Source organism: Candidatus Enterococcus courvalinii (genome assembly GCF_017315945.1).
In the GTDB taxonomy this organism is placed as follows: domain Bacteria; phylum Bacillota; class Bacilli; order Lactobacillales; family Enterococcaceae; genus Enterococcus_B; species Enterococcus_B courvalinii.
The window spans coordinates 160,286-174,117 of record NZ_JAFLWI010000016.1 but is presented as its reverse complement, the minus strand read 5'-3'; the positions used below and the strand labels follow the sequence as shown (position 1 = coordinate 174,117).

14 protein-coding genes are annotated in these 13,832 nt (G+C 35.2%); 9 read left to right on the top strand and 5 right to left on the bottom strand.

The window, feature by feature from the left end:
- Positions 1 to 3 precede the first annotated feature (3 nt).
- Complete coding sequence (gene pepV, locus JZO71_RS10490; RefSeq protein WP_206899444.1) at positions 4 to 1,428, top strand: dipeptidase PepV; 1,425 nt, start codon at positions 4 to 6, stop codon at positions 1,426 to 1,428.
- 67 nt (positions 1,429 to 1,495) lie between these two features.
- Here the strand turns inward: pepV and JZO71_RS10485 are convergent, their stop codons facing one another.
- The 4 genes from JZO71_RS10485 to JZO71_RS10470 all read right to left on the bottom strand — a co-directional run bounded on the left by JZO71_RS10485 (position 1,496) and on the right by JZO71_RS10470 (position 5,930).
- The gene (locus tag JZO71_RS10485; RefSeq protein WP_206899443.1) at positions 1,496 to 2,674 is read right to left on the bottom strand and encodes a hypothetical protein; all 1,179 of its coding nucleotides are present in this window, start codon (positions 2,672 to 2,674) and stop codon (positions 1,496 to 1,498) included.
- Complete coding sequence (locus tag JZO71_RS10480) at positions 2,661 to 4,439, bottom strand: DUF6020 family protein (protein WP_206899442.1); 1,779 nt, start codon at positions 4,437 to 4,439, stop codon at positions 2,661 to 2,663. The genes JZO71_RS10485 and JZO71_RS10480 overlap by 14 nt, the downstream gene beginning before the upstream one ends.
- A gap of 15 nt (positions 4,440 to 4,454) precedes the next feature.
- Complete coding sequence (locus JZO71_RS10475) at positions 4,455 to 5,402, bottom strand: glycosyltransferase (RefSeq protein ID WP_206899441.1); 948 nt, start codon at positions 5,400 to 5,402, stop codon at positions 4,455 to 4,457.
- 174 nt (positions 5,403 to 5,576) lie between these two features.
- Complete coding sequence (locus JZO71_RS10470; RefSeq protein ID WP_206899440.1) at positions 5,577 to 5,930, bottom strand: PepSY domain-containing protein; 354 nt, start codon at positions 5,928 to 5,930, stop codon at positions 5,577 to 5,579.
- A gap of 195 nt (positions 5,931 to 6,125) precedes the next feature.
- On the opposite strand from JZO71_RS10470, the gene pepA reads away from it, so the two are divergent.
- From pepA to ytpR, 4 genes are all read left to right on the top strand, one after another.
- Complete coding sequence (gene pepA / locus JZO71_RS10465; protein WP_206899439.1) at positions 6,126 to 7,205, top strand: glutamyl aminopeptidase; 1,080 nt, start codon at positions 6,126 to 6,128, stop codon at positions 7,203 to 7,205.
- Between the two features lie 151 nt (positions 7,206 to 7,356).
- Positions 7,357 to 7,677, top strand: coding sequence for a thioredoxin family protein (locus JZO71_RS10460; RefSeq protein WP_206899438.1), 321 nt, complete (start codon positions 7,357 to 7,359; stop codon positions 7,675 to 7,677).
- Between the two features lie 21 nt (positions 7,678 to 7,698).
- The gene (locus JZO71_RS10455) at positions 7,699 to 8,160 is read left to right on the top strand and encodes a universal stress protein (RefSeq protein WP_206899437.1); all 462 of its coding nucleotides are present in this window, start codon (positions 7,699 to 7,701) and stop codon (positions 8,158 to 8,160) included.
- A 193-nt stretch (positions 8,161 to 8,353) separates the two neighbouring features.
- Positions 8,354 to 8,959, top strand: a complete 606-nt coding sequence (gene ytpR, locus JZO71_RS10450; RefSeq protein WP_206899436.1) for a YtpR family tRNA-binding protein — start codon at positions 8,354 to 8,356, stop codon at positions 8,957 to 8,959.
- A 71-nt stretch (positions 8,960 to 9,030) separates the two neighbouring features.
- On the opposite strand, the gene JZO71_RS10445 is transcribed toward ytpR, so the two are convergent.
- Positions 9,031 to 10,311 carry a S1C family serine protease gene (locus JZO71_RS10445; protein WP_206899435.1) on the bottom strand — a complete coding sequence of 427 codons (1,281 nt, stop codon included), beginning with the start codon at positions 10,309 to 10,311 and terminating at the stop codon, positions 9,031 to 9,033.
- Positions 10,312 to 10,742: 431 nt separating this feature from the next.
- On the opposite strand from JZO71_RS10445, the gene rlmH reads away from it, so the two are divergent.
- The 4 genes from rlmH to JZO71_RS10425 all read left to right on the top strand — a co-directional run bounded on the left by rlmH (position 10,743) and on the right by JZO71_RS10425 (position 13,823).
- Positions 10,743 to 11,222: a 23S rRNA (pseudouridine(1915)-N(3))-methyltransferase RlmH gene (rlmH, locus tag JZO71_RS10440; protein WP_206899434.1), complete on the top strand. Its 480-nt coding sequence runs from the start codon at positions 10,743 to 10,745 to the stop codon at positions 11,220 to 11,222.
- An 85-nt stretch (positions 11,223 to 11,307) separates the two neighbouring features.
- Positions 11,308 to 11,814, top strand: a complete 507-nt coding sequence (locus tag JZO71_RS10435; protein WP_206899433.1) for a YehS family protein — start codon at positions 11,308 to 11,310, stop codon at positions 11,812 to 11,814.
- Positions 11,815 to 11,898: 84 nt separating this feature from the next.
- Positions 11,899 to 12,525, top strand: coding sequence for a hypothetical protein (locus tag JZO71_RS10430; RefSeq protein ID WP_206899432.1), 627 nt, complete (start codon positions 11,899 to 11,901; stop codon positions 12,523 to 12,525).
- Between the two features lie 359 nt (positions 12,526 to 12,884).
- On the top strand, positions 12,885 to 13,823 hold the full coding sequence (locus JZO71_RS10425; RefSeq protein ID WP_206899431.1) for a 2-dehydropantoate 2-reductase: 939 nt from the start codon (positions 12,885 to 12,887) through the stop codon (positions 13,821 to 13,823).
- The last annotated feature ends 9 nt before the right edge of the window (positions 13,824 to 13,832 follow it).

Below are 13,832 nucleotides of genomic sequence, written 5' to 3'. Positions count from 1 at the left end.
TTTATGACAATTGATTGGCAAAAAGAAGTAGAAGCACGTAAAGAAGATTTGCTTGAAGATTTAAAAAATTTGTTACGCGTCAACAGTGAACGTGATGATTCTAAAGTGACGGAAGATGCACCATTTGGCCCTGGTCCACGTGACGCATTAAAACATATGCTTGCTTATGGCGAACGTGATGGTTTTGTAGTGAAAAACGTTGATAATTATGCGGGACATATTGATATGGGTGAAGGCGATGAAACGTTAGGTATCTTTGGCCACATGGATGTTGTTCCTGCTGGTGATGGTTGGGATACTGATCCTTATGAACCAGTAATCAAAGACGGCAAAATCTTTGCTCGTGGTTCAAGTGACGATAAAGGTCCAAGTATGGCTGCTTATTATGCAATGAAAATTATCAAAGACTTAGACTTGAAATTATCTAAAAAAGTTCGCTTTGTTGTTGGTAGTGATGAAGAAAGTGGCTGGGGCGACATGGCTTATTACTTCGAACATGAAGAAGAACCTGATTTTGGTTTTTCTCCAGATGCAGAATTTCCAATTATCAATGGTGAAAAAGGAAATGTTTCTTTAGGACTTCACTTCCAAGGAAATAATGCCGGCGACTATGTCTTAAAATCGTTCACTTCTGGTTTACGTGAAAACATGGTTCCAGGAACAGCTGAAGCAAAACTTGAAGTACCGAATACTGACGTTGCAATCGCAATGGAAGAAGCATTCTTTAAATTTACGGAAGCAAATCCTGTTAGTGGAATGATTGAAGCAGATGGAACATTTGTATCAATTGAATTAGTCGGAAAAGGTGCGCATGGTGCAAGCCCACAATCAGGAATCAATGCGGGAACATTTTTAGCAACCTTCTTAGATACTTACGCTTTTGGTGGTGCTGCAAAACAATTTATCCATGTAGCCGCTGCTTATGTCCATGAAGATTTTTATGGTGAAAAATTAGGTGTGGCTTATGAAGATGAAAAAATGGGTAAATTAACGATGAATGCTGGATTATTTGCATTTAAAGCAGACGAAGAGAGCACGCAAGCAGAAAACTTCATCAATATGAACTTCCGTTTTCCTAAAGGAGTAACTGTTGAAGGATTGGAAATCGGCGTAGAAAAAACAGTTGGAATGGAAGGTGCAACTGTTACACGTGGCGCGCGTGTAATGGAACCCCATTATGTGCCAATGGATGATCCATTGGTTGCAACGCTCTTACAAGTGTACGAAGACCACACTGGTGAAAAAGGCTATGAACAAATCATTGGTGGTGGGACTTATGGGCGCTTATTAAAACGTGGTGTTGCTTATGGGGCAATGTTCCCAGGCTATACAGATACAATGCACCAAGCAAATGAATTCATGAGCCTTGATGACTTGTTCAGAGCAACTGCCATTTATGCAGATGCCATTTATCGTTTGGCTAAGTAAGAGTTGTAATATTATTGGTTAAAAGAAAAAGTGAGACAGAAAGTTTCTGTCTCACTTTTTTATTTGCTCATTTTTTAGGAGGAATAAGGCAAGCAAAGCCACTTAAAATAGCAAAAGTTGTGATGATTTGTGTCCGATAAGTAAACCAACGATGGATCTGTGAATGATTCGCTAAAATGCTGTACCAAATATAAGGTGTTATTGCAATCATCAGGAACACAGCCACAAATTGAAGCGGTAAATGTCCAGTTCGGTTTTTATATGCAAGGTATAAGAAAACTAAACAGGTTGTTGCTAACAATAAGATAACTACTTTAGGATACATCAAGTCGAAGTTTTCTTTTAGCATTGTCAATCGTTGTAAAGGATATTTATCACTGCCTTCTGTTCGAAAAAGAATCCGATTGAAGGCATCTCTTACAACATTTTGTTTAAGAATAACTGAAGAAATAATCCATTTACTTAACCAAGTCAATCCGTAACCGATTGACCAGAAAAATCCAGTGGATAAGAACATCCCTATTTTTTTTCCTAAAGAAGTATCTTGCCTATTAATATCTTTACTATTTAGATAGAAAAGGACGGTGATAGGAATTCCCCAAGAAATCAAAGGAGTTGTTAGTAAATCAAAAAAGTTTGCTAGGGAACCAATACTAAAAAAATAAAGAAGAATATTACTCTTTTCTTGAAATGATTTTGGTTTTACTAGAAGTAATAATAAAGCGAATAAAGACAGAATCAAAATATTTGAAAACTGCATACTAAAAAAGAAAACTGACACGTTAGCTACAGCTAAAGATAGCAAGAAAGCAATTCCCAAATAAATGTCTGTTCTTTTTATTAAAAAATAAGAGACAATTCCAATTAAGAGAAACAAAAGGGAAGCATAAATCATTCGAATACTGCCAAGAGACATGACTGCTAACAAAGGACGTAAAAACACTTGATAGCCATGCCAATACCGAGGATAGCCGTTTATCGACATGATATTTTCTATAAGGGATAATTTATGATTCTTCATTGATTTTTTGACCATCAATTTATCAGTAAAATTATCTAATTTTGTACCAGTTTCGTTGGCGGAATTGATTGCAGGATACTCGCCTTCTTTTTCAAATACTTTGATTGAGCTGTCTATATGAGATGAAAGAAAATGATCCGGAATGCTATAAGCAACAGCTAAAGTTAGACAGTAACTAAGAATTAATAAAAAGAAAATAATTGTTGTTTTTTTAAATACTTTCATAATTGATTGCTCCCTTCTTTTTTTCAAAATCAAATTTGATAAACGGTATCAAAAGATAGATAGGTAGTCCCAATGCTAAAATAAAGACATAACGTAAGCTAAAAGCAACAGGAGTAGCAATCATGATAGTTAGAAAGACAAGTATTCCTGGTGATAGAAGTAATAAAAATCGATATTTTTTTTGTGATAGTAGAAGAAAGACACTAAAAATAAGTAACCAAAAGAGTGTACCAGAACCAAAAAAATTTCGTGCGTCAATCAATTTTTTTGTACCTGAGATACCTGTAAAACGCTCAATTAAATTGCTTTGAGTGATACCATAATTATTAGTGTTAACTCGAATATCAAGAAAACCATAATCATTTTTTACGCCAGGAATCCAAAAACCAAATGTTTCTAGAATATAAGCATCAGTGTAAATAGAAAGATTTTTTTGTAAATTTCTACCCCATAAGAGCAAGAATTCTTTATTATGTTCATCTAAGAAAGTATTGTCGAAATTTTTATGCCATTTAATGGGATCCGCTAAGCTTGGTGTATAAGCCTCATAGTCTTGTAGAGGTAGGATTTTATCCATTAAGGCTAAATCATCTTTAGCTAAATCTCCATCCATAACGATTGCTCTGGTGACCTGTTGCATTGGCACGCCTAATCGTTCAGCGGAAGCTGTTGGGACTGTATACCTAGTCATGAGTGGTTGAATAACTAAGACTGTGAGTAAAAGATAACCAGCGATCACTTGGGAAATGGATTTAATTTGTCGATCCTTAAGTGAAATAACCAAAGCAATAAACCATGTACCAACCACAACATACAAACCATTATTTCTTAGATAAGTTGTGAGCAAAGCAAATAAAATAACGATTAATTTTCTTATAAAGGTTACTTTCTTTTCAACGACAAAATCAAACAGAGTTAATGAGAATATTAGACATACAGCAGAAAATAAAATATCTTTTTGCATATTTAATGCATAAATTGGAAAAACAGGTGCCAAAGCAAAGTAACTAGTTGCTAGAAGAATTACAAATTTATTCACTTTCTTTTTTAGTAACCAGCAGAGAGAATAACTGATGGTAGCTGCTAAAAGAATTGATTGCATGATTGAAAAAAGGAAGACACTATGATTGATGCTTCTAACAGGCAAATCATGGACGAAAAACTTTACGATCAACGTAAATAAAACTGGATGATGATTATTTATTGGTCTATCACCCATCGCTTGTGCGACTGAACTTAATGAATCAGGTAAAACTACACCAGGATATAAAGTTAACGCATAAGGACTCCAACAAACTAATAGAAGTAGCGTGAGGGAGATGAAATATCTAGCAAATGGGAAATCCTGAGTTTCAAATCTTTCCAGTTTCACTTTCATTTTAGGTAATAAGATTTGTACATATTGTAAAACCAAAAAGAAATAAAGTAGTATCGCAATAAAAAGCACAAGCTGAGAAATAGCAAAAGAATCAATTGTTGTTTCGTGATAGTTTCCAGAGATATTCTCAAAACGAATCCGATTTTTAGTCGTTAAAATCAGCGCAAAAATTATTGAAAAAATCACACTTAAAAAAACAAGTTCAGGTTGCTTGAATGATAACAGATGTTTTCCTTCTTGCATCAATGCGATTAAAAGTAATCCTGCTAGTGTTATAATAACTACTGGATTCAGTGAACCAAAACCGTAAGCTGTTAAAAATGAAAGGAAAAAAGTAGCCAATAGTAATAGAAAACTAGAAAAAGGATAGGAGATATTTAATTTCATAATAACCTCCTCACACTACTTTTCTTTTTGTTGTTCATGATAGACATGGTACAAGTTCAGTTCGTATTCTTTTTTTGCATTCGACACGACAGTATCTAGAATCAAACCAGTAATCAAAGAAAGCATAGCCATTGTCATTAACCCAGTACTTAAAATAGCAGATGGAATTCGACTGATAAGACCTGTTACCATAAACTCACGAATAACTGGAACGCCTACAAGTAAACCTAGTATGAAGAAAATAATTGTCCAAATACCAAAGAAAAGTAATGGTTTGTAGTCTTTACACATTTTGATAATCATCATGATTACTTTAAAACCATCTGAAAAAGTATTTAACTTTGATTCGCTACCTTCGGGGCGGTCACGGTAATCAATCGGCACTTCGACGAGTTTGAATTTTTTATCCAAAGCATGGATCGTTAATTCAGTTTCGATTTGAAACCCAGAACTCATAATTGGAAAACTCTTGACAAAAATTTGATTGAAGCCGCGATAGCCAGTCATCACATCTTTAATGTCTGCTTTATATAATTTTGCAATCGAGTTTTTGACTAAGTTATTACCAAAATCATGAAAAGGTCGTTTGTTTTCATCAAAATACGTACCGTTTGATAAACGGTCACCGATTACCATGTCAGCTTCACCTGAACGTAATTTTTCTAGTAAGCCATGAACAGCTTCAGCTGGGTACGTATCATCGCCATCAACCATCAAGTAATAATCAGCATCAATATCAAAAAACATTTGACGAATCACGTTTCCCTTACCTTGACGTGGTTCTTTTTTGACGATAGCGCCACCTCGAACAGCAAGTTCATAAGTTTTGTCGGTTGAATTATTGTCATAAACATAAATATCTGCCTCAGGTAATTCCCGTTTGAAATCAGCAATAACTGTTGAAATCGTTGCTTCTTCATTGTAGCAGGGAATCAATACAGCAATTTTTTCACGTTGTTTCATGTTGCACTCTCCTTAATTTAAAAACTAGTTTAAGAATAACTTATATTAACTTAGAATGCTAGTTAAGTTCAGAGATATAAAGGTCATTTTTGCTAAAAGCAAAGTTATTTTTAACAAAACAACCCCCATTAGAAAAAGTGCAGATTTTCTTCTAATGGGGGTTGTTTTTTTGTATTAAAAAGTGGATTCATACTTTTCTCGGGAAATATCTAACACGGTTCCAGTATGAGCATCGGCTAAGAATTCATAGTAGACGATTTCGCCATCCTCCATTCGAGAGATTCCCCCACGATAACCATTTGAGTGGATTGCGAATTTTCTAATTGGTTCTTTTTCAAAAGAAATCCATGAACCTTCAATCGAGCCTTCTTTTAAAAAGGCATTTTTAATTTTTAAAAGGACTTGATCAGCGGTCAATGATTTTTTGTGATGATACCAGACTGTGGAAGCAACACCAGTCAAGAGACCAAGGCCAACACCAAGCGCTAATCCGCCTTTAAAATAATTGTAGTCTTTTTCTTGGGACATTCAGGTAACCCTCCTTCTTTCACTTCATGTATCTGGGTTTATTCTACCATACTCTCTGTTTTTCGCAGAAATAAATAACCAATCTTTCGCAAAATAAGTTATAATGAAAACGTCGATTTATTCGGAGAAAACTTTTTTTGAATGGATCAAATAAAAGTCTGAGAGGAGTTTAGTCTGAAATTTAGACGATTTATTATGGAAGAAAAAACATTTCAACGTATTAAAGAACTAACTGAGTTACAAGGAACAAGTGGATTTGAACAAGATATTCGTGCATATATGGAAGGACACATGGAACCATTAGTTGATGAGTTACAACTAGATGGTCTTGGTGGCATTTTTGGGTTGCGTAACCATGAAGATGCAGATGCACCAAGAGTAATGGTGGCAGCACACATGGATGAAGTTGGATTTATGCTAACTCAAATCCAAGATAACGGTTTATTTAAAGTAGTTCCTTTAGGTGGCTGGAATCCTTACGTTGTTTCGGCACAACGTTTTACTTTGAAAACATCATCTGGTAAAAATTATCCTTGTATTTCTTCATCCGTTCCACCACATTTACTACGTGGAACAAGCGGTCAAAAATCAGTCGAAGTAACAGATATTTTATTTGATGCAGGATTTGAATCACGTGAAGAAGCCATGAGCTATGGCGTCTTACCTGGTGATACGATCGTACCTTTTGCTGAAACGATCAAAACAGCAAATGGAAAAAACATTATTAGCAAATCTTGGGACAATCGTTATGGTTGTACCATGGTTTTAGAAGCACTAGAAGCGTTACAAAATGAAAAATTAGGCCACACTTTGATTGCAGGGGCAAATGTGCAAGAAGAAGTTGGTTTGCGTGGATCAAAAGCATCTGTCAATAAATTTAAGCCTGATTTATTCTTTGCGGTAGACTGCTCAGCTGCAGATGATACTGTAACGAAAAAAGGAACTTTTGGACACTTAGGTGAAGGTACATTGATGCGTATCCAAGATCCTGGTTTGATCATGTTACCTCGTTTACGTGAATATCTATTAGATGTTGCAGAAACAAACAATATCCCATACCAATACTTCGTTTCAAAAGGTGGAACAGACGCAGGTGCTGCTCATACTCAAAATGAAGGAATCCCAAGTACAGTTATTGGTGTCGTGGGACGTTACATCCACACACACCAAACAATGTTTAGCATCAGCGACTTTGAAGCAGCAAGGGAAATGCTGATTCAAACACTGAAAGGCTTAGACAAATCCACAGTAAATACGATTGTTTACGGGAAATAATTGAAGCTAAATATAAGAAATCTGATAAGATAGAAATTTTCTATTTTATCAGATTTTTTTTAGCAAAACAAAAATCTTCAAACGTTTGTCAGTTTGTGAGAAAGGTGTATAATTTAAGTAAAGAAGATGATAGTAGGAGGAAAGAAAACGGATGATTATTCCAAAAAGTCTAGAGGAATTAGCAAGTTATGTAGAAAAAGGAAAAAACGTATTTTTCTTTACAGCTGATTGGTGTGGTGATTGTCGTTTTATCAAACCACAGCTACCAGAAATTGAACAAGATTTTTCTGATTGGAATTTTATTGAAGTCGATCGTGACAAATATATCGATATTGCTGCAAATTGGAGTATTTTTGGTATTCCTAGTTTTGTAGTCATTGAAGATGGTAAAGAGTTAGGACGATTAGTGAATAAAAATCGTAAAACAAAGCAAGAGATTGAAGATTTCCTAAAAAGTGTCACAGTTGATTAACATCTATTAGGAGGGGTCGAAATGGATCAAGAGTATAAAAATATTTTAGTAGGTATTGATGGTAGCGAACAAGCAAATGCTGCATTTAAAAAAGCAGTAGAAGTTGCTCGTCGAAATAACGGGACAGTCTATGTGGCCAACGTGATTGACCAACAATTTTATAATTTTATGGGATATGCACCGATGGATCAAAACTTGATCGATCAAGGAACAGAAAATGCTAAAGAAATGATCCAAAGTTGTAAAGACTATGGAAAATCAGTCGATTATACAAAGATTGAGGGAATTATAGCTTACGGGTCAGTTAAAGAAGCAATGGCTGTTAATTTACCAAAAAAATATCAGATTGATCTTATCATGGTTGGGCAATCTGGCTTAAATGCTGTTGAACGTTTTATGACCGGTAGCGTAGCTAGCCATGTTATTCGTCGAGCACCTTGTGATGTATTGATTGTGACCGAAGAAAAAGGCGAGGAAGCATAGAATTTTGCTTTATTTTACTCAATAATTGTTGGAAAGTACTGTGTTGAAAAAAAGTGGGTGGCAAACTCGAAAGTTGTCTTTTGTCACTCCCTTTTTTTGGTCATTTTTCATGACGTGAATGAAAAAAATCTCATGCAGAGGTGTGTTTTTTTTGTTAAGATAAACCCCAGCAAGAGATAATGGAGGAAAGAACATGATTTTTGCTTATAACAAAGCACATGTCGGAGATACCTTAATGGTAGTTGTAGCCGACGACAAAGGAACAGAAAATAAAGTTGAACGGAAATGGAATGTAGCTCAAGTGAAAGATGCTTCTGGTCAAATCGTTGCTTGGAACTTTTTCCACATCTCTGATCATTTGACCATTGAAGGAAATGGTCAAGTAACAATTAATCAAGAACAATTAGCGGAATTAAATCGTTTGATTAAAGAAGCTGGTTTTACCGAGACATTAATTGCGGATAATGAACCTAAAATTGTTGTTGGCTATGTTAAAACATGTGTCCCACATCCTGATTCTGATCATTTATCCATTACAGAAACAGAAGTGGATAATGGAAATGTTTTACAAATCGTTTGTGGTGCGCCCAATATCGAAGCTGGACAAAAAGTAGTTGTGGCAAAACCGGGCGCAATGATGCCTGATGGCTTGATGATTTGGCCTGGATCATTACGTGGAGTAGAGAGCTATGGTATGATCTGTTCGGCTCGCGAATTACATTTGCCAGATGCGCCAGCAGAAAAAGGAATTTTAGTCTTACCAGAAGAGGCAGTTGTTGGTGAAGCATTTCCTAAATAGAAATTAAATGAATGGAAAAAGGTGGGACAAAACGTCGTTTCGTTTTGTCCCACCTTTTTTGTTACACATCATTATTCATTTGAATTATTTTGTTTCAATGAAGATTGATCGATTGTCAATTCTACCGTAGCAGTTTTTTCTTCAGATCCACGGTAGTAAGTCACTTTGACACTGTCACCGACTTTTTTCTTGTAAAGTGCAGTTTGTAATTCTACCCCAGAAGAAACTTCAGTATCATCAATTTTAGTGATAACGTCGTATTGTTTCAATCCCGCTTTTTCAGCAGGAGTAGCTGCTTGAACATTCGTTACGATGACACCATTTGTCACTGAAGTTGGAATCTTCAATACTTGTTCTTGTTGTTGTGTAGAGATAGCAGACAAGTCAACCATTGTAATTCCAAGTGCAGGACGGGTTACCTTTCCATCTTTTTCTAATTGATTAATGACATTCACTACATCATTACTTGGAATTGCAAAGCCCATGCCTTCCACATTTACGTCAGATGAAGATTCTGATGTACTAGCAATCTTACTTGAGTTGATTCCGATTACTTGTCCTTCAATGTTTACTAAGGGACCACCTGAATTCCCAGGATTGATTGCCGCATCGGTTTGGATTGCATTGATATTGACTGTTTCGTTTGATTCGTTGGTACTAGTTACTTGACGATTTAAAGAAGACACAATACCTGAAGTTACTGAGTTAGCATAAGCTGAACCTAGTGGCGAGCCGATTGCAATGGCAGGTTCACCAACTTTTAAGGATTCGGAGTCACCAAATGAAGCAACTGTGTCGACTTTATCAGCATTGATTTTTAGTACCGCTAAGTCAGAATAAGCATCTGTTCCTACTAATTCGGCCTTTACTTTACTTCCATCTTTCAGTAAAACTTCTAAGCCTTGTTGGCCATCGACCACGTGATTATTTGTAACGATATAGGCAGAATCGCCATCTTTCTTATAAATGACACCACTACCTTCGCTATACGCTTCTAAATTCTCATCAGAACTGCTTTGTTCCTGTTGTCCAAAGAGCTGACCGAATTCACTCGATTGATTTTGGTTTTGCAAATTGATTACTGAAACGACAGCGCCTTGTACTTTATCAACAGCACTGGTAATATCTGATTCAACATTGACTTTGACATTCTCAACGACTGTTTCACCAGCAGAATTTTGATTGCCGCTTGCGCTGGTTGAAGAAGTTGTAAAAGACGAGCCCATAGCACCATAAAATATCCCTGCGGTAATCAATCCGCCAAGGACACCACCAACAAGGCCAAGTCCTAACTTTCTCCAAAATCCATGATTATTTTTTTTCATTTTAGGTGTCACATCTTTTTTATCCATGTGTTCCTCCTCCGTTCACTTTTTTATCTATCATTAGTATAGACTCATTTGATAAATTTAGTCTACTTTTAGACTGTGAACTTTTTATGAAAAACTTTAGGAAAAATATCTGTTTACAGATGAAAAAATCTAGTTTTTGTTTTCCACAGTAGTTGTGTAAAACTTTTTATTTTTATTGAGGAAAACTAAGTACGAAAGTTATACACAGGTTGTTGATAAAGTGGATAAAAATGGGAGAAACATATGTTTGTATCAAAAATATTGATAAAATAAGGAAAAAAACAGGGTTTTCTGTGGATAAACCTGTGGATGTTGTGCATAACTATGTGTGTAAAACTTTTCCACTTGTGCGGAAGAAAAAAAGAAAAAAGCATGATAAACTAAAGTGAAATGCTAATAGCAGCAATTTTGTGTTGATAAAGGAGTAGAAAATGAATATTAAAATAATATCTGTTGGGAAATTAAAGGAAAAGTATCTAATTCAAGGAATCAACGAATATGTAAAACGTCTTGGAGCGTACGCAAAAATAGAATTGATTGAAGTACCTGATGAAAAAGCGCCAGAAAATTTAAGTAATGCGCAGATGCAACAGGTCAAAGATAAAGAAGGCGAGCGCATCCTTTCAAAGATTAAAGAACATGATTATGTCTTTGCATTGGCAATTAATGGGAAAAATCCAACGAGTGAAGCATTTGCAAAACAAATTGATCAATTAGGTATTCAAGGGAAAAGTCATCTGACATTTGTGATTGGTGGATCACTTGGACTAAGCGAGTCTGTGATGAAACGAAGCAATACACAAATCTCATTTGGTAAAATGACTTATCCACATCAATTGATGCGCCTTATTTTAGTGGAACAAATTTATCGTGTGTTTCGGATCAATACGGGGGCACCTTATCATAAGTGATACGTTTTTACTAGGAATACTGAATCAAATTTTAGAGAAGCTAAGGTATATAAGGAAGTAAATATTAAATACTTAGGAGAAGTAAATGAATAACAACGATAGATTATTGCGACTACGTTATGCCATTGATTTGAAAGATGCAGATTTGCTGAAAGCTTTTGAGTTGGGCGGTGTACCATTAAATAAAGAAGAAGCGAGGGCGGTACTGACAAAAGTCCAAGACAAGCACAAAGACAATGCGGAAAACAATGTGTATGAAAAAGCCATTAATAATCAGATTTTTGACGCATTCCTTAATGGTCTGATTCTCTTAGCTCGTGGTCCGCAAAAAGATAGGTCGACAGCAGACACGCCACAAAAGAGCAAGGAAATAAAACACATCAACAATGTATTACTAAAAAAACTAAAAATCGCCTTGTCTATGACCACCGATGATATTTTAGATGTTTTTTCTGAGGCAGAAATCTATCCATCAAAAGGGGAAATCGGCGCATTTTTGAGAAAAGAAGGACAACGAAATTTTAAGCCTTGCGGAGATAAATATATGCGTAATTTCCTTAAGGGCCTTGGAATTTATAATCGTAAAGGATAGAAGGCATGCGACAGAAAAAAGGTTGCTGTTTCAATGAGGACTAGTTTTGATAGTAGATGAAAATTAAGGAAACAGAGGGGTTCTATGATTAACGAAGATGAGATACTTTTCAAAGAAATAAAAGATCGATGTAGGCTCAGTTTTGAACTTCGCGGCAAAATGTCCTTGATACAAGAAAAAAAGTATGTAGCTAATAAATCAAATTTTACGCTAGAACATGTGAAAAAATTAATCGCAAATTGGATTAATAGTAGAAATGAATTTACGAAAATAAAACAACCGATTGAATTTGACATGAAAAAGCTTTTGCTAAATAAGAGTGAGAGAGAAATCGCTATTAGAGATAAAGGACAAGAAATAATTGATTCATTAGGTGAAGTGAGGCCATATGAATATTTGTATGTAACACATAGGGAAGATGGAATGGTCGTTACCGTGGGTAAATCATCTTCTGATGCTCTTTTTTTAGGTGGAGATCTTTTTTATCCACTCAATACAAATCGTTTATCTGGTACTGAAAATATCATTTTAAGGACTCAATATGGCAATGAACGATTGGCAAAATATGATGAACTTTTACGAAATTATTTAGTTTGGGCTTGGATAGTTCCCATTGAGTCAGGAAAAGCTAAGAAACTGGAGAGATTATTGGGAGATGAACTAATTAATCAAGAAGTACCAATTTTAAATTATTATTCCCATAGACAATAATAGGTAGTTTTCCATGGTAAGTGCTAGTTATAACTGTAAAAATGGAAGAAAATCTGGGGTAAAGTTTTTTTCAAAAGAAAACGCCCAATCAAATCAATAAAAGACTTCCCTAGATACGAAATTAACCCTCTACTCTTTAGATAGAAGAAGTAGGGGATTTTTTTATGAATGTATTGTTTTTTTTTGCTGTCAGACTGATGCAAGAGAAACTAAGAATACGATTCCTGTTTTTATTGAGATATTGATAAAATAACGGGAATTATGGATATAAGTATGGAAGATGAATGAAGAGTAACGAAACAAGATTGTGAAATAGTTCTCAAATGAGTATAATAGAAAGAAAAAAGGAGGAAGAATAAATGAAAATAGCAATTGCAGGCGCTGGCGCAATGGGAAGTCGTTTTGGCTTAATGCTTCATCAAGGAAGAAATGAGGTATTATTAATTGATGGTTGGGCAGACCATGTCCAACAAATCAAAGAGCATGGCTTAAAAGCCAATTTTAATGGTGAAGAAGTGGTAGAACAGCTACCAATTGTTCTTCAATCTGAAGTAGAAAAAGAAGACCAAGTGGATTTGATTATTCTGTTTACCAAAGCGATGCAGTTAGAAAAGATGTTACAAGATATCCAATCGTTAATCAAAAAAGATACAGAGGTTTTATGTTTATTAAATGGTATTGGGCATGAAGATATCATTGAGAAGTTTGTACCAATGGAAAATATTTATATTGGAAATACAATGTGGACTGCTGGTTTAGAAGGGCCAGGTCAGGTCAAATTATTTGGCAATGGTTCAATCGAATTACAAAATTTAGGTGCTGGAAAAGAAGTAGCTGCGAAAAAATTGGCGGATAAATTATCTGAATCAGGACTAAATGCTCATTTTTCTGATAATATTCATTATTCTATTTATCGTAAAGCTTGTGTGAATGGAACAATGAACGGGCTATGTACGATCTTAGATGTTAATATGGCTGAGCTAGGAAGAACATCAACTGCTCATAAGATGGTGGAAACGATTGTTAATGAGTTTGCCAAAGTGGCAGCAGTAGAAAATATTGAACTAGATATTCCAGAAGTCATTGCACATTGTGAATCTTGTTTTGACCCGGAAACAATTGGGTTACATTATCCTTCAATGTACCAAGACCTAATCAAGAATCATCGATTAACAGAAATCGATTATATCAATGGGGCAATTTCTAGAAAAGGTAAGAAATATGATATTGCAACGCCTTATTGTGATTTCTTAACTGAACTTGTCCATGCAAAAGAAGATAGCTTAAATGTAAAGTAAAGGAGAGAT

Bases quoted from the DNA above. Each gene is read 5' to 3' on its own strand.
- pepV (WP_206899444.1), top strand. From the start codon at position 4: ATGACAATTGATTGGCAAAAAGAAGTAGAAGCACGTAAAGAAGATTTG.
- JZO71_RS10485 (WP_206899443.1), bottom strand. From the start codon at position 2,674: ATGAAAGTATTTAAAAAAACAACAATTATTTTCTTTTTATTAATTCTT.
- JZO71_RS10480 (WP_206899442.1), bottom strand. From the start codon at position 4,439: ATGAAATTAAATATCTCCTATCCTTTTTCTAGTTTTCTATTACTATTG.
- JZO71_RS10475 (WP_206899441.1), bottom strand. From the start codon at position 5,402: ATGAAACAACGTGAAAAAATTGCTGTATTGATTCCCTGCTACAATGAA.
- JZO71_RS10470 (WP_206899440.1), bottom strand. From the start codon at position 5,930: ATGTCCCAAGAAAAAGACTACAATTATTTTAAAGGCGGATTAGCGCTT.
- pepA (WP_206899439.1), top strand. From the start codon at position 6,126: ATGGAAGAAAAAACATTTCAACGTATTAAAGAACTAACTGAGTTACAA.
- JZO71_RS10460 (WP_206899438.1), top strand. From the start codon at position 7,357: ATGATTATTCCAAAAAGTCTAGAGGAATTAGCAAGTTATGTAGAAAAA.
- JZO71_RS10455 (WP_206899437.1), top strand. From the start codon at position 7,699: ATGGATCAAGAGTATAAAAATATTTTAGTAGGTATTGATGGTAGCGAA.
- ytpR (WP_206899436.1), top strand. From the start codon at position 8,354: ATGATTTTTGCTTATAACAAAGCACATGTCGGAGATACCTTAATGGTA.
- JZO71_RS10445 (WP_206899435.1), bottom strand. From the start codon at position 10,311: ATGGATAAAAAAGATGTGACACCTAAAATGAAAAAAAATAATCATGGA.
- rlmH (WP_206899434.1), top strand. From the start codon at position 10,743: ATGAATATTAAAATAATATCTGTTGGGAAATTAAAGGAAAAGTATCTA.
- JZO71_RS10435 (WP_206899433.1), top strand. From the start codon at position 11,308: ATGAATAACAACGATAGATTATTGCGACTACGTTATGCCATTGATTTG.
- JZO71_RS10430 (WP_206899432.1), top strand. From the start codon at position 11,899: ATGATTAACGAAGATGAGATACTTTTCAAAGAAATAAAAGATCGATGT.
- JZO71_RS10425 (WP_206899431.1), top strand. From the start codon at position 12,885: ATGAAAATAGCAATTGCAGGCGCTGGCGCAATGGGAAGTCGTTTTGGC.